Origin of the sequence: Gilliamella sp. wkB108 (genome assembly GCF_001690195.1) — a bacterium.
In the GTDB taxonomy this organism is placed as follows: Bacteria; Pseudomonadota; Gammaproteobacteria; order Enterobacterales; family Orbaceae; genus Gilliamella; species Gilliamella apicola_L.
The window spans coordinates 73,645-88,543 of the sequence record NZ_LZGM01000016.1; the positions used below are offsets into that span (position 1 = coordinate 73,645).

The window sequence follows — 14,899 nt, forward strand, 5'->3', positions numbered from 1 at the left end:
TCTATTTAGTTATTGAGTACAAGTATAACTATTTAATATTATTAACTATATTGATATCATTTAAAGATGTTTTTAATTGTGTTTAAAACATTTTTTGTGACCACCCCAACTTGCTTGAGAGATTATTAAAATAGTCATAATTCTTAGAATGAATTAAGTTAAATTCATAAACTGAACGGCGAATAATCACATCTTGACTTGGCTTAACCGGTAAAATAATTTGGCTGTCACAAGCAATATTAAGATCAAGAGCTGTAGTTGGGAATTTAAGATGAATCGGATTATCACTTTTAATCACCAGTGGTCTAATTGCTAATGAATGAGGAAACATTGGTGTAATAATTAAGGCATCTAAATGTGGTGCAAGAATAGGACCACCGGCAGATAGTGAATAAGCCGTTGAGCCAGTTGGTGTCGCAATGATTAAACCGTCAGCACGCTGTGAAAAAGCGTTACGTTCATTAATATACACATCATAATCAATCATATGTGCAACCGTATTAGGCGTTACCACAATTTCATTGACGGCAAAACCAGAGTTAATTAATGTGCCATGATCATAAATGGATACTTCCAGTAAAAAACGCGGATCATCATCATATTGACCTGCAATTACCGGGCTTAATTGTTCGATGACTTGTTCATGTAAAATATCAGTCAAAAAACCTAAATTACCGCGATTAACTCCTATTACCTTTATTTTATAATGTGATAAATAGCGCGCAGAACGTAACATATTACCGTCACCACCCACGACAATGGCAAGATCTGCTAATTCACCAATCATCTCTAATGAGGCGTATTGACTAACCGGAAATTTGATATATTGGGCTAATCTATCTTCAACTAAAACTTGAATACCTTGTTTAACAAGCCAATCATATAAGACTTGATGTGTTTCAATCGCTTCTAATTTACGTGGCAGTCCAATTAGACCTATACATTTAAATGGTGTATCCATAAAATATCCTTGTAATTTTCACATAAACATAAATGTGTTTTAACAAAAAACGAAAAAAACACATATCAAAATAATGATAAGCTTGTAATAATAAAAATTGTCCCCATAATAACCCTAATTCATTAAGTTTTCGACTACATTTGGAGTACCTTATGACAGAGCAAGATAAAAATATGTCAGAAAATGAAAATAACATTGAAACAGCAACACAAGAGCCTACCGAAACAGAGGCGACATCAACCCCCAATGTTGATGAACAATTAAAAGCAAAAGATGCGCGTATTGCTGAGCTTGAACAAGCATTACAATTGGCTAAAAAAAATGAAAGTGAAGCAATGATCCGAGCGCGAGCAGAGATTGATAATGTTCGCAAGCGCGTTGAACAAGATGTTGAAAAAGCGCATAAATATGCATTAGAAAAATTTTCCAATGAATTATTACCGGTAATTGATAATTTAGAGCGTGCATTAGAATCGACTGATAAAGCTAATCCAGAACACCAAGCCACCGTTGAAGGTTTAGAGCTTACATTAAAATCATTTTTAGATACGGTGAAAAAGTTTGGTATTGAAGTCGTTAATACCGATGATTCACAATTAAATCCAGATTTACATCAAGCTATTAGTATGGTTGAGTCGCCAGATCATCAATCAGGACAAATTATCAATACTATTCAAAAAGGCTATACTCTAAATGGTCGTTTGATTCGCCCAGCAATGGTAATAGTTGCCAAATAACGAGTTCTACAGGTAAACCGCCACAATCAGTGGCGGTTAATTTTTATTTATTTTTCTGCTCTTCGCGAGTGAGTTTTTTCATTTTTTGTTCAATACGTTGACGTTTCAGTGGTGATAGATAATCAACAAATAGCTTACCTATCAAATGATCCATTTCGTGTTGAATACAAATAGCCAGTAAATCATCAGCTTCTATTTCATAAGGCTCACCATTACGGTCGAGTGCTTTGATCTTAATCTTTTCTGATCTTGGTACAAATCCACGGCAATCTGGTATCGATAAACAACCTTCTTCAATTCCCGTTTCACCTTCTTGACTAATGACTTCCGGATTAATAATTACATAAAGTTGGCTTTTGTCTGGTGATACATCGATCACAATAATTCGTTCATGTACATCGACTTGCGTTGCTGCCAGACCAATACCATTTTCGGCGTACATAGTTTCAATCATGTTATCAATGATTGTTTGAAGTTCAGGTGTGAATTGAGTAACAGGCTTTGCAATTTTGCGAAGTCGTTCATCAGGAAAACGTAATATCGGTAAAATAGCCATAAATTCTTCGATCTTCTCCTCAAAAATAAGTGTGATTCCATTTTTCAAACATTGTAAACATTTATCATGTTAATGAATAGCCCTTATTGACTATTGGTAAAATATGTCTTGTCAATTCAAGACTAACATTAAGTTTATAATGAATTTGAAAGTATATGATGAGTAAATATGAGTTCTTTCTGCGAATTTCAATGTTTGGGAAAGGGAAACTTGCAATTTTTAGGAAAATTAGTCATCTTTTTGCAAATGGACTACCTAAGAATTTACAAAATGTCCCTTTTTTATTAAAGAAAATTGGATTATCTGAAATTGAACAAGCCACTTTTTTTAAAATATCTTATCTCCATTTTGAACCAATCCTTGATTGGTTAGATGACACTCAACAACTTAATAGTTTAATTGCCTATTGTGATATAGATTATCCTCCGTTACTTAAACAAATTAGTTCTCCGCCTATTTTACTATTTGTGTCAGGTAACCGGCAGTTATTACATTCCCCACAAATTGCTATGGTTGGTAGTCGTGAGTTTAGTGAATATGGGGCGCAGTGGGGACGCTATTTTGCCGGTGAATTGGCCATTAATGGTTTAACGATAACCAGTGGTTTAGCACTTGGTCTGGATGCGATTTGTCATAGGGGAGCGCTTGAAGTATCGGGTCATACGATTGCTGTATTGGGCAGTGGTATTGCCAATATTACCCCTAAGTCTAATCTGAAGTTGGCAAGTGATATTTTGGCTCAAAATGGTGCAATTGTTTCAGAGTTTGTTCCTTTTGAAATGGCCAGACCTGAATATTTCCCTCGTCGTAATCGGATTATTAGTGGATTGAGTTTAGGTACATTTGTGGTCGAAGCATCGGAAAAAAGTGGATCATTAATTACCGCGCGTTATGCACTAGAGCAAAACCGTGATGTGTTTGCTCTACCTGGTGAAATAGATAATGAAAATTGTGGTGGATCGCATGCTTTAATTAAACAAGGCGCTTATCTAGTGACGAAGCCAATTGATATTTTAGAGCATTATTGTGGTTATTTATCATCGGTAAACAATCAGTCGAGCGAACAGACTAAACAACCTGAACATATTTTATACCCAGAGATTTTTGCAGCTATTCATCATCAACCTGTGTCGGTGGATATTATTGCTAAACAAGTAAGTATGTCGATACCTGAGATAACAACCAAATTATTAGATATGGAATTAGAGGGATTAATCAAAACAGTGACCGGTGGTTATGTTCGAAATCGTACGATTTAAATCACCACACAATGGTTGTTAAGATGTTTCAGGAAAGGCATATGTTTTAGTATAAAACTAATCCGCCGACAAGTATCGGCGGTAAGTATAATCTATTATTTCTCTTCGATTTCAAGCGCAATTTCTGAAAGAATGATGCCAGTATTATCTGCGTAAACAAAGTCTCCAGAAAAAAAGGTTACGCCACCGAAGTTAACACGAATATCAACTTCACCTATACCTTGATCGTCTGCACCTACAGGAATGGCAGCCAATGCTTGAATACCAATTTCAGCATCAGCGAGATAATCGACTTGGCGAACAGCACCATAAACAATGATCCCTTCCCATTGATTTTGAACTGCAATATCAATAAGTTCGGCATCAATCAGCGCTCGACGAACAGAACCCCCACCATCAATAACAAGAATTTTACCTGTACCGTTTGATTGTAAGACTTCGTATAGTAACCCATTATCTTCAAAGCATTTTACTGTTACAGCTTGGCCTGCAAATGATGCTACACCACCAAAATTACTAAATATCGGTTCTACTACGTTAACATCTTCCGGGTAATAATCGCAAAGAATTGAAGTATCAAACTCCATCGTCAAGTCTCCTTTAGCTATCATATTTAATTCTATTTAGTATAGCGCTAACAGCGCGTTACATGATATAAAATTTAAATAAACGTGAGCTAGCTCAAAATAATACCCAAACAATAAAGTAAATTAGTCAATAAAGCAAGTTTGATCATCTGTAATAACAGCGGAGTTGCCTCTTTTGTTGATTGAAATTGAAAAACAGCATGAATATGTTGAATAAAAAGTGGTAGGGTTAATATAAATAATCCGCCCCAGAGAGTTCGTAAGTAGTAGTATGCAAACAAGCTGAGAAGACATAATGCTAACAGTAATAATGATAGATGATAAATGCGTCCCATGTTTTTACCCATTATTACTACTAATGTTCGTTTATGATTACGACGATCGTTATCGATATCGCGAAGATTATTAATATTGAGTACGGCGACAGATAACAGCCCACAGCCTACAGCCGGTAAAAAAATCAGAATGGATAGTGATTTTGTCTGTAAATAGTAACTACCAATAACACCAACTAACCCAAAAAATACAAGTACGGATAAGTCGCCTAACCCAATATAACCATAGGGTTTGTTACCTATGGTATAAGTTATTGCTGCAATAATAGATAGCGCACCTAATAATAGAAAAATAGCTAGCTGATAGAGGGTGTTACATGCAAGTATGAGTAAACTAAACCCTGATAAGATACATAAGATAGTATTGATCCATAACGCTACTTTTAACTGCTTTAAGGTAATTAAACCTAGTTGTATACCCCGTGTATGGGCATCAAGATTGGTATTATCATTTCCTTTTATTGCATCGCCATAGTCATTGGCTAAATTAGATAGTATTTGTAACAATGAAGCCGTGATAAGTGAAAGTACCATGATCAGTAAATTAAATTGTTGTTGCCAGAAAGCAAGGGCATTACCAACGAAAATGGCAGATAAAGAAAGTGGCAGTGTTTTTAGACGAAAACTGATCATCCATGGGTAACATTTCATTTTGATTAAAAATAGAGAACAAATTATTCATTATTTATTAATCATAACAGGAATTACCTTCAGATTCACCTTTGTGCTTAAACACAATCTACGTTTCAAACTTTTTTACATTAATGTTTATATCAAGTTAAACGGAAATAATAAGTTGCACCTACGTAAGTAGGTGCAACTATTGATTAGCTTAATTTTGGCCAATAATCTTTATTTGCCTCAATAAGATCATCTAAAATTGCTTTTGCAACTGATGCACTTGGAACTGTTTTTGATAGAGTAATAGCTTGCCATAATTTTTGATAGGATTTTTCAATCCAAGCTTCAACGACTAATTTTTCTACGGCAACTTGTTGTTCCATTAGACCTTTTTGGAAACGAGGAATTTCACCCATCACTAATGGCTCAGGACCACTTGAACCGACGATACATGGTATTTCAACCATCGCCGTTGCATCAAAATTATTAATTGAACCATTATTAGGAACTATTAATAGCATGCGTTCTTGTGTGTTAAATGCAATTGCAGTAGCCAAATCAACGATATAAGATGCATGTTCATCAATTTCAAGATGTCCTGCTGACGATACGCCTTTTTCAATGATTGCTCTACATGCGCCAAAAACATTTTTTTCACGATTTTCCATTACTTCGTTTGCACGAGTATGGTTTGGATTTGAATGTTTAACAACATAGTCTGGGAATAAATAATATTTTAAGTAGGTATTTGGTAATGTATCTTTATCAAGTGCATAAACATCTTTCGCTTTTGCAAAGGTATCATTCCAACTCACTTCAGTATGATCATCTTTTAATTCAGTGATATAGCCATGTTGTTCTACATGTTTACGGATTTTAGGCATAAGATCATTGCCTTGTAAATCTTCGATTCTATTCCACCATCCAAAATGGTTAAGGCCATAATATCTTACTCTCATTTCTTTACGTGATTTCAAGCCTGCAATTGTAGCCATTCTTGTTTCGATACCGATTGGCATATCACAAATATTCAAAATTTTAGCGTTTGGTTTTAACCGATTAGTCGCTTCAGCCACAATTGCAGCAGGGTTAGAATAGTTTAGCATCCAAGCGTTTGGCGAGTATTTTTCCATATAGGATAGAATTTCTAGCACACCACCTATAGAGCGCATACCATATGCAATGCCACCAGGTCCACATGTTTCCTGACCTAATACACCATGTTTTAATGGTATTTTTTCATCTTTTTCGCGCATTTTATATTTACCGACACGAATATGAGCCATTACGAAATCAACGTCAGTAAAAACGGTTTCAGGATCAGTTGAGTATGAAAATTCGATATCAGGTGCTTTCTCTTTTAAAATTATGGCACAAGCTTTAGCGATAGTTTCTTGCCGTTCTTTATCGTTATCATAGAATTTAATTGCACGTAATGGAAAACGTTGTAGATTTTCTAATAACATTAAAACAATACCTGGTGTGAATGTACTACCTCCACCTGCAATTACAACTGAAAATTTTTTCATGTTTACTTCTCCAATTTAAAGTTAATCAATTTAGTTTTTTAACTAATCAGTGCTTCAATTTTGTTTCTTACTAGAGGAACCTGTAGTCCAATAATAATCTGTAAAGAATTACCTTTGCGAACTACGCCATGCGCCCCTAAATTTTTAAAAAATTGGTCATTTTGAACTTGATCCATACTATGCACTTCAATGCGTAAGCGAGTAGCACAGTTATTTAATGATTTAATATTTTCTTTACCTCCAAGGCCTTCTAATATTGAAGTTTCAAGACTGTTTTCTTCGTTTTCATTTTCTAATGGTGATAATTCATCGATGGTTACATTTTTATTTTTTAAATCGTCTTTGGTGTAGAGTTTGATAGTTTCTTCATCATCCTCTCTTCCAGGTGTTTTGATGTTGAATCGAATAATAATGAACCGGAAAACGATAAACCAAATAAATGTGAATATTAGTCCAATGATAATGTGTGTAATGACCATCATATGATGATTATGAAACATCGGCGCCCAGTTTAGCGGAATCATCATATCAATGAGTCCACCACCCATATTGCCAACTACACCAAACTCATAAAGTGTTGTTGCTAATGTAGCGGCAAGAATTGAGTGAATCAAAAATAGTATTGGTGCAATAAATAAGAAGGTAAATTCTAAAGGTTCAGTAATACCAACTAGGGCGGCAGTTAATGCAGAAGGAATGAGTAATCCTGCTAATTTTGCTCTATTTTGGGGTTTTGCAGTAAAATAAAGGGCAAAGGCAATACCAATAGACCCAAAGATTTTGCTATTACCGTGTAAAGCAAATCCGCCAGCAGGAAACAGATCTTTTAACGATTCAGTTGTTTGGCTAAAAGCTTGCATATTTTGAGCCCAATCAACTTGAATACCATGTTCAGTTATTGCCGGTCCAAAAATGAATGGTCCATAAATAAAGTGATGTAAGCCAGTTGGAATAAGTATGCGTTCTAAAAAGGTGTAAATCCAAACACCAAATCCACCACTACTAATCATCATTTGTTGTAATGACAATATGCCGATTTGAATTTTTGGCCAAATCCAGATTGTCAACCATGCTAATATAATCATGACAAAGAAGCTGATAATGACAACAAAAGAGGTTCCTTGAAAAATACCTAAGAACGAAGGGAGTTGTTTTTCAAAATAGACATTATGAATTTTAGTAACGATCCCTGCGATAACAATAGCACCAATAATATTAGTATCTAAGGTTTTAATACCGGATATCATCGCTAAACCACTGTCACCACCGACCTCTTGTGATAAATCAATGCCGTAATAACTTCCCCATACCGTCCCCATAGCTGAGACAAAATAGTTCCAAGTAAGGAAACTAACTAAAACAGCAAGACAGGCTCTAGCTGGTGCGGTTTTAGCAAGTCCAATAGGAAGACCTACACAAAAAATAATTGGCATATTTCGGAAAATCGTCCATGCACCTTCCTGAAGAATAAAAACTAGTTGATAAAAGAAACTATCAGGTTGAGATAAATTCTCACCAACGAAAATAGGATTTTGTAATAGAATTGTTAGGCCAACCATAATCCCTGCAAAAGGGAAAAGTAATACTGGCGTAAACATTGCTCCACCAAACCTTTGTATTTTACTTAGCATACAACCATCCTTTTGTTGTTAATTAATGTGATGATTGTGATTCTAGCGATAATAAGTCAAAATTTTTTGCCAATAAGTTAATTTATGTGATCTACTTCATAACTTTATTTACGCAAACAGATCTACAATTAAGAATAAAAGTTAGACCTGTTAAATAAAAAATTATCAATATCAGAAAAAACAAATGATTCTAGCTATTTTTAGTTTAAAGAATAGACAATAAAAAGGTATTAAAATGATCTACAAAAATATTGCTGATTTGCTTAGAAATGAGATTAATTCTCATAAATTTGCTATTGGAGATGCTATTCCTAGTGAAAAAAAACTTGCAGAATCATTTTCTGTATCTCGAATGACGATTCGACGAGCGATAGATGAGTTGATTCATCTTAGATTGGTTTCGCGCGAACAAGGTAGAGGGACTTTTATCATTGCAAAAGATTTTCATTTTGGTGTGACAAAGTTAACCAGTTTTAAAGAGATAGTTAGTGATGCCAATATTGAAGGTCGAACAGTCGTTATTGATTTTAAAATTATTAATGCTCCACTATCTATTTCATCTAAACTTGAGTTAAATAATGATGAAAAGGTTTTTTATTCAAGACGAATTCGCTATATAAATAATAAAGCTGTCATGGTTGAAGATAGTTATATGCCTTTTAAATTATTCAAAAATCTCTCAGTTGAACATTTGGAGGAGTCAAAATTTCATTATATTGAAAATATTTGTAATATCAGCATTGAGGGTAGTTATGAGGCTTGCTATGCAATTATGCCCGATCAAGGTATATCGAAGTTATTATCAATTGAACCCAATCAGCCTATTTTATTGTTAACAACATTATCATATAGCTCAAACAATCAGTTTATTAATTATGCCATTATATATCGTAATACTAATGAATATAATTTTGAATATCATCTAAAACGACATGAAAATACGCTTATTTCTAAAAAAATCCAAGAAAATGAAGTATGAGATAAAGTATGTTAAATTAACCAATATTAAGCAAAACAGCATAAAAATCTTCAAGGTAGACTCTTTTTAAGAATAATTAAGATCACCTATGTTTATTTTTCAAATGTCGGACGTGTTTAAACTGTTTAAAAAATTTACGAACTCGTCCTTCTCTTAAGGCACAGATAAAAATACCTAAACAGCTATATATCAGTCCAAGTAAAAGGATCATAAAAATGTTTAATAGATTATCCATTAAACTTAATCCCATTTGATTAACCCCTGCAATCATATTGGTTGCCCAAGTGGAAGGTAGTAAATGTGAAACAAATTGTACCCAAAGAGGCATCGCATCAAGCGGCCAAATGGTACCGGAGAGATAAAAAACAGGTGTGGTCAAAAATGCCAGAGTAAGATAAATCATTTCTGTTCGACGAAGACATTCTGTAACTAACTTGCTTAATCCCATAACACCAATTAATAGTGGAAATGTCATGATTATGATTTCAGGGATACTGGCTAGTTGCCGATAACCAAGCACCCATGGCCATAAACCAAATAATACAATTGATAGAAATAACCAGATTGGAATTAAGCCACATAAGCTGCCAAATACTACTATTTTAGGTGGTTTACCTTGTGGTAAAGAGTTTAAAGTAATATTGGTGCGAGTAGCTGCAATTAAAAATGAGTGTTGCAATAACATGACTAATAAACCCGGAAAGGTAATCGCTGCAAAACTTATTCCTGCATTGTAAAGAGGTTCTGTCTGGCTTTTAATGGGTGATAAAATAATATCAATTTGTTTGTCAGAAAAGCCACTATTACGCATTATTTTGGTGTTGATATCGGTTAAAATCTGCTGGTAAATTCCTCTTAAATCAAGCTGTATCAGACCATTGGCTAATCGACTCGATGCATCGCCATAAGCTGGAATAGTAACCTCTTCACCGTTTAATAAGTGTTTTTCAAAATTTCTAGGTATAGTAATAACCGCGAAAAGTTTACGGGTATTAATATCATCATAAGCTTGCAAAGAGCTTTCGTATATGATCGTTTCAATTTTGGTACTGGTATTTAATGATCGAATTAAACTATGACTAGCAGGTGTATGATCGAGGTCAACAATAGCGACAGGAAGATAAGTTATGGTTCCATTGCTATAAACCAGACTCATTAATGAAACCGATAAGAGTAGTAATAACCACATTGGCCGTCCCAATAAAAGAAAGAATATTCTTAACAATGAAGACCAAAATATTTTAATCATCCGAATATTTTCCTCTTATTGTGAATGTAAACGCCTAACAAGACGTTTTCTGACTAACACGGTAATAATTATTGGATAGATCATTAAAATACCACAGGTTTTTAATACTGATAACCAGCTAGAGTGCCGTAAAAATAGATCGAATAATTTATTGAGTGCATAAGTTAATGGTTCAAGCGAGGAGATTAATCTTGCGATCCAAGGCATAGAGAGTTCAGGCACAACTATCCCCGAATAAGTTAATGCCAGTCCAACCAATACCCCAATATAAGTATAGGCATCAATTGTTGTTTTGGTAAAAGTATAGAGCAAAATACCAATACTTTGCGCAGCAATAACATAGAAAAATACCACAATTATCATCGCAAATGGTGAGCCAGAAACTCTAGCATTGGAAAAGAAAACCAACATGGCTATTTCGAATATCAGTAACATTGTGTACCAAATGGTGTATGGCGCTAATTTACCTAGTACAAAAGGATAGTTTGGGCGCGTACGTTTAGGTAGTTGCGCTAAAATATGAATGGTTGTGGTCACCACAAATAGCTGTAGTAAATGTACCACCGCGGAAAATTGCTGGAAGTACATTGAGTTACCACTTGCATTAAATAATCCATCATAATTGAAATTAACTTTAGTTAGTGGCGGTACGGCAAGTCCAATACTTGTTGCCATTGTCGTTCGATATTGGGTATTTAATGTTGCAATTAGCCCTGAATAATCCATGATAGAATATAAACCAGCACTGTAATACAAGGCATTGTAATAAAGCATTGGTGTTGGTTGGCGTCCAGCTAATACATCAGCTTCAAAATTAGGTGGTATATAAAGGATTGCGTAAATTTTAGCTTTTTCCAGATCGCGTTTAGCTTTGAAAAGCTGGTTATCATAATTGATAAGATTTGCATGAGCCGCCGCATTTAGATCACGGACTATTTCACGAGACAAAACACTTTTATCCTGATCGACATAACCCACAGGCAAATCAAATAATACACCACGATAAAAAATACTGCTGATTAATATGAAAATAATGAGTGGTAAAATCCACATTAACCAATGAAAAGTGAACCGTTTAAATATTATCGGTATTTCATCATTAAATGCATCTCTAAAACGGCGGTAGAAATCTAACATTAGTTGTCTAACTTCCATAATGTACTCATACCTGCGCGTAAACCCTCAACAGGATCCATTGGATATAACCTGACTTCAAAAGTTTTTAAATCAAAATCACCTGTGGCACGAGTTGCACGTTTGGTTGCATAATCTCCCATAGGAGCAATGTAACGGATTTCTGCTTCAACCTCTTTATGACCAAGTGCCGGGACTTCAAGTATAACTCGATCACCTTTACGGATATTTGGCATAATATCTTCACGAAGATTAAAGACAAAATAAGCTTGTGGCAGTCGAATTATGGTTAATAACGGGCTGTTAGCATTAAATAATTCACCCACTTCAGCCGGAATTGCGCCTACTTCACCTTCCACTTGTGCTTTTACTTGCAAATCATCATATTGAATTTGTAATTGTTTAAGTTGTTCTTCTGCCTCTTTTAATTTAGCTGCATAAATCTCACGCTGTTCAACGCGATCACCATTTTTTGCTTGATCTAAATTTGCTTGTGCTGATTGTACTTGTTGAAAAGCTGCATCCCGTGTTTTTAAAGCGTTATCTAAAATTGATTGCGATACAAAACCTTTAGCTGAAATGGCTTTATTACGGTTATATTCTTTTGATGCGTTATCATATGACACTTTTGCTTGTTCAAGTAACGCTTCGTAATAGCGAATACTTTCTTCTCGTGTACCATTATCAGAAAGTGCAACTTGAGCTTGAGCCTGATCGCGAGCGGCCTCAGCTGCTTTGACTTGAGCTAATAGCTCAGGACTATCGAGCGTAATTAAAATGTCATTGGGTTTGACATCATCACCACGATTTACATGTATAAGTTGCACACGTCCTTTGGCTTTCGATGCAACACTAACATTCGGCGCGTCGACTTCACCTTGCAATATTAGTTGGCTGTTGTGTGAGCGGATTAATATCGTCATAGAGATTAAAATAACGATTAACGCAATAATGATAAAAGTTTTTTTATTCATAAATATAAATTTTTTTAGAGTGATTTTTAAAATAGATAAGACAAAGAGAGTTACGATAATTTTATACTTAATAGAGGTATGAGCAACAAATTATCATTAACCGTATTAAAATTAAACGAAAATACTATATTTACAGGTTAAGTCAATTTTAATTTAAAATCAAAGAGATTTACATTTGTTTAAAATAACAACTATACATAAATCTATGGGTATACATTAAGTGATTTTCAATGATTGTAAACTATATTTTTAATAGATTTTATTTATGAATGATATTGTTGAAGAAAATAGATAAAAACCTACTTATTTAGTATGATATTTGCAATTAATTTGAAAAGGTAGGGATTATGAAGAAAATAATTATTATTGGTGGTGGAGCTGGTGGTTTAGAACTAGCAACAGATCTAGGTGATAAACTAGGTAAAAATAGCCAGGCCGAAATCACACTTGTTGATAAAAATAGTTATCACCTTTGGAAACCGCTATTACATGAAGTGGCAACAGGTGTACTTGATGAACAAGTTGATAATATTTATTATGCTTCTCAGGGACAACAGCACTATTTTGAATTTACCCAAGGCACTTTTACCAATATTGATCGACAAAATAAGCTAGTAATTATTACTGATCATAAAGATGAAACGGTAACAATTGCGTATGATATTTTAGTTGTGGCAATTGGCAGTACTTCAAACGATTTTGGTACGCCAGGGGTTAAAGAACACTGTATTTTCTTAGATGACCAAAATGCAGCTATTGGTTTACGCGAAACACTCATTTCAAAATTTACAGGTTTTTGTTCTATTATTGATGAACATGAAACTAGTGAAGAAGATAAAATTCGTATCGCTATTGTTGGAGGTGGTGCAACTGGGGTTGAACTTGCATCAGAATTACCTCATATGGTTGAAGCTTTTGGCGCTTGTGGTCGCAATAAAATGTGTTCTGATCTCTTAGATGTTTCAGTGATTGAAGCAACGGATCGTATTTTGCCAGCATTACCTGAAAAAACAGCATCTAGTATTGCTGAAACATTACAAAAACGCGGTATTCATGTCATGACTAAAACCATGATCACAAAAGCTGAAAGTGACGGATTTTATCCAAAAGAAGGAGACGTGATTAAGGCCGATATTATGATCTGGACTGCTGGTGTTAAAGCGCCTGATTATTTAAAAGAGATTGCGGGTTTAGAATCAAGTCGATCCAATCAGTTAGTTGTGAAACCAACATTACAAACCACACGAGATGACAGTATTTTTGTAATAGGTGATTGTGCTTATGCAATGCAAGACAATGGTCGAGCTTCACCAGCTACAGCACAAGCAGCCCAGCAGATGGCAAAAGTTTGTTATGAAAATATTGTTAGATTTTTAAATAATCAATCACTGAAAGTATTTAAATATATTGATAAAGGAACAATTATTACTCTGCATGATACCGCGCAAGGTGTCGTAAAATTAATTGGTAAGAATGAAATGAGTGTCAAGGGTCGTTTTGCTTTAATGATCCATCGTTTATTATATCGTTTCCATCAAGCAAGTTTGCTAGGTATTTTTAAAGCAATTCGCTTTGCTAGTGCAAGTAAAGTTATGTATAAAGCCAAATCATCGTCTATTTTTACCAATAGAGATTAACGCGTTTATATCAATAAATATAAATCGCTACTTATAATTATTAATTTTATAAGTGGCGATTTTTATATATAATTTAGCGTAAATAAATTCTGTTTGTAGGTAATCATTTATGCGTTTCATTTTGTCAATGCTTGTGTTATTTGTCAGTTTTGTCAGTGCTGCTAGCTATAAACCACAAGATGGGGATATTATTTTTCAATCTTCGCAATCGAGACAGAGTCAAGCTGTTGAGCAAGCAACTAATTCTCCATTTAGTCATGTGGGCATTATTTTTATTAAAAATGGCCAACCTTATGTTTTTGAAGCTAGCAGTAAAGTTGTTTATACACCATTGAATAACTGGATCGCTCATGGTAAGCAAAAGAATTATGTCATTAAACGTTTAAAAGATCATAATTTATCTAATATTGAGATTATTAAATTAAAACAAGTTGCGAGTACCTTTGAAGGCAAACCTTATGATATCTGGTTTGGTTGGGATGATAATTATATTTATTGTTCAGAATTAGTCTGGAAGATTTATGATAGGGCGCTGAAATTAAAAATTGGTCAATTACAAATTATTAAAGAATTTAATCTTACCTCACCTTTAGTGAAAAAAATATTGAAAGAACGTTATGGTAATAAAATTCCTTATCAAGAAACCGTGATTTCACCTGTTGCTATGTTTAATTCGCCTTTACTTATCACGGTTGATAAGCAATGGTAAC

The 14,899-nt window shown here is 34.3% G+C and carries 14 protein-coding genes; 5 read left to right on the forward strand and 9 right to left on the reverse strand.

Translation table 11 applies throughout. The annotated features are described in order from the left end of the window. Positions 1-82: 82 nt before the first annotated feature. On the reverse strand, positions 83-961 hold the full coding sequence (gene nadK, locus A9G11_RS02345) for an NAD(+) kinase (RefSeq protein WP_065617931.1): 879 nt from the start codon (positions 959-961) through the stop codon (positions 83-85). 152 nt (positions 962-1,113) lie between these two features. Here nadK and grpE point away from each other — a divergent pair, with 152 nt between their 5' ends. Further along, on the forward strand, positions 1,114-1,698 hold the full coding sequence (grpE, locus tag A9G11_RS02350) for a nucleotide exchange factor GrpE (RefSeq protein ID WP_065617932.1): 585 nt from the start codon (positions 1,114-1,116) through the stop codon (positions 1,696-1,698). Between the two features lie 43 nt (positions 1,699-1,741). On the opposite strand, the gene def is transcribed toward grpE, so the two are convergent. Beyond that, positions 1,742-2,254, reverse strand: a complete 513-nt coding sequence (def, locus tag A9G11_RS02355) for a peptide deformylase (protein ID WP_065617933.1) — start codon at positions 2,252-2,254, stop codon at positions 1,742-1,744. 155 nt (positions 2,255-2,409) lie between these two features. Here def and dprA point away from each other — a divergent pair, with 155 nt between their 5' ends. Beyond that, positions 2,410-3,513, forward strand: a complete 1,104-nt coding sequence (gene dprA / locus A9G11_RS02360) for a DNA-processing protein DprA (protein WP_081298384.1) — start codon at positions 2,410-2,412, stop codon at positions 3,511-3,513. Between the two features lie 95 nt (positions 3,514-3,608). On the opposite strand, the gene rraA is transcribed toward dprA, so the two are convergent. The 4 genes from rraA to A9G11_RS02380 all read right to left on the reverse strand — a co-directional run bounded on the left by rraA (position 3,609) and on the right by A9G11_RS02380 (position 8,216). After that, positions 3,609-4,100, reverse strand: a complete 492-nt coding sequence (gene rraA / locus A9G11_RS02365; protein ID WP_065617935.1) for a ribonuclease E activity regulator RraA — start codon at positions 4,098-4,100, stop codon at positions 3,609-3,611. Between the two features lie 89 nt (positions 4,101-4,189). Beyond that, positions 4,190-5,068: a 1,4-dihydroxy-2-naphthoate polyprenyltransferase gene (locus A9G11_RS02370; RefSeq protein ID WP_218056016.1), complete on the reverse strand. Its 879-nt coding sequence runs from the start codon at positions 5,066-5,068 to the stop codon at positions 4,190-4,192. A 194-nt stretch (positions 5,069-5,262) separates the two neighbouring features. Then, on the reverse strand, positions 5,263-6,585 hold the full coding sequence (locus A9G11_RS02375) for a 6-phospho-alpha-glucosidase (protein WP_065617937.1): 1,323 nt from the start codon (positions 6,583-6,585) through the stop codon (positions 5,263-5,265). A gap of 38 nt (positions 6,586-6,623) precedes the next feature. Beyond that, a complete protein-coding gene (locus tag A9G11_RS02380) occupies positions 6,624-8,216 on the reverse strand; it encodes an alpha-glucoside-specific PTS transporter subunit IIBC (RefSeq protein ID WP_065617938.1) in 1,593 nt (530 codons plus the stop codon). Between the two features lie 235 nt (positions 8,217-8,451). Here A9G11_RS02380 and A9G11_RS02385 point away from each other — a divergent pair, with 235 nt between their 5' ends. Further along, complete coding sequence (locus A9G11_RS02385) at positions 8,452-9,195, forward strand: GntR family transcriptional regulator (RefSeq protein WP_065617939.1); 744 nt, start codon at positions 8,452-8,454, stop codon at positions 9,193-9,195. Between the two features lie 82 nt (positions 9,196-9,277). Here the strand turns inward: A9G11_RS02385 and A9G11_RS02390 are convergent, their stop codons facing one another. From A9G11_RS02390 to A9G11_RS02400, 3 genes are read right to left on the reverse strand one after another with little or no spacing between them, the layout of a single operon-like run. After that, positions 9,278-10,444: an ABC transporter permease gene (locus A9G11_RS02390; protein ID WP_065617940.1), complete on the reverse strand. Its 1,167-nt coding sequence runs from the start codon at positions 10,442-10,444 to the stop codon at positions 9,278-9,280. Between the two features lie 15 nt (positions 10,445-10,459). Further along, positions 10,460-11,599 (reverse strand): ABC transporter permease, encoded by a 1,140-nt coding sequence (locus A9G11_RS02395; protein ID WP_065617941.1) that lies wholly within the window; start codon positions 11,597-11,599, stop codon positions 10,460-10,462. After that, positions 11,581-12,552, reverse strand: coding sequence for an HlyD family secretion protein (locus A9G11_RS02400; protein ID WP_065617942.1), 972 nt, complete (start codon positions 12,550-12,552; stop codon positions 11,581-11,583). Before A9G11_RS02400 ends, A9G11_RS02395 begins: the two co-directional genes overlap by 19 nt. 347 nt (positions 12,553-12,899) lie before the next feature. Here A9G11_RS02400 and A9G11_RS02405 point away from each other — a divergent pair, with 347 nt between their 5' ends. Next, complete coding sequence (locus A9G11_RS02405; protein WP_065617943.1) at positions 12,900-14,189, forward strand: NAD(P)/FAD-dependent oxidoreductase; 1,290 nt, start codon at positions 12,900-12,902, stop codon at positions 14,187-14,189. 109 nt (positions 14,190-14,298) lie between these two features. Continuing rightward, the gene (locus tag A9G11_RS02410) at positions 14,299-14,898 is read left to right on the forward strand and encodes a YiiX family permuted papain-like enzyme (RefSeq protein WP_065617944.1); all 600 of its coding nucleotides are present in this window, start codon (positions 14,299-14,301) and stop codon (positions 14,896-14,898) included. The last annotated feature ends 1 nt before the right edge of the window (position 14,899 follow it).

Bases quoted from the DNA above. Each gene is read 5' to 3' on its own strand.
- nadK (WP_065617931.1), bottom strand. From the start codon at position 961: ATGGATACACCATTTAAATGTATAGGTCTAATTGGACTGCCACGTAAA.
- A9G11_RS02375 (WP_065617937.1), bottom strand. From the start codon at position 6,585: ATGAAAAAATTTTCAGTTGTAATTGCAGGTGGAGGTAGTACATTCACA.
- dprA (WP_081298384.1), top strand. From the start codon at position 2,410: ATGATGAGTAAATATGAGTTCTTTCTGCGAATTTCAATGTTTGGGAAA.
- A9G11_RS02395 (WP_065617941.1), bottom strand. From the start codon at position 11,599: ATGGAAGTTAGACAACTAATGTTAGATTTCTACCGCCGTTTTAGAGAT.
- rraA (WP_065617935.1), bottom strand. From the start codon at position 4,100: ATGGAGTTTGATACTTCAATTCTTTGCGATTATTACCCGGAAGATGTT.
- A9G11_RS02405 (WP_065617943.1), top strand. From the start codon at position 12,900: ATGAAGAAAATAATTATTATTGGTGGTGGAGCTGGTGGTTTAGAACTA.
- A9G11_RS02400 (WP_065617942.1), bottom strand. From the start codon at position 12,552: ATGAATAAAAAAACTTTTATCATTATTGCGTTAATCGTTATTTTAATC.
- A9G11_RS02390 (WP_065617940.1), bottom strand. From the start codon at position 10,444: ATGATTAAAATATTTTGGTCTTCATTGTTAAGAATATTCTTTCTTTTA.
- def (WP_065617933.1), bottom strand. From the start codon at position 2,254: ATGGCTATTTTACCGATATTACGTTTTCCTGATGAACGACTTCGCAAA.
- A9G11_RS02385 (WP_065617939.1), top strand. From the start codon at position 8,452: ATGATCTACAAAAATATTGCTGATTTGCTTAGAAATGAGATTAATTCT.
- A9G11_RS02380 (WP_065617938.1), bottom strand. From the start codon at position 8,216: ATGCTAAGTAAAATACAAAGGTTTGGTGGAGCAATGTTTACGCCAGTA.
- A9G11_RS02410 (WP_065617944.1), top strand. From the start codon at position 14,299: ATGCGTTTCATTTTGTCAATGCTTGTGTTATTTGTCAGTTTTGTCAGT.
- A9G11_RS02370 (WP_218056016.1), bottom strand. From the start codon at position 5,068: ATGATCAGTTTTCGTCTAAAAACACTGCCACTTTCTTTATCTGCCATT.
- grpE (WP_065617932.1), top strand. From the start codon at position 1,114: ATGACAGAGCAAGATAAAAATATGTCAGAAAATGAAAATAACATTGAA.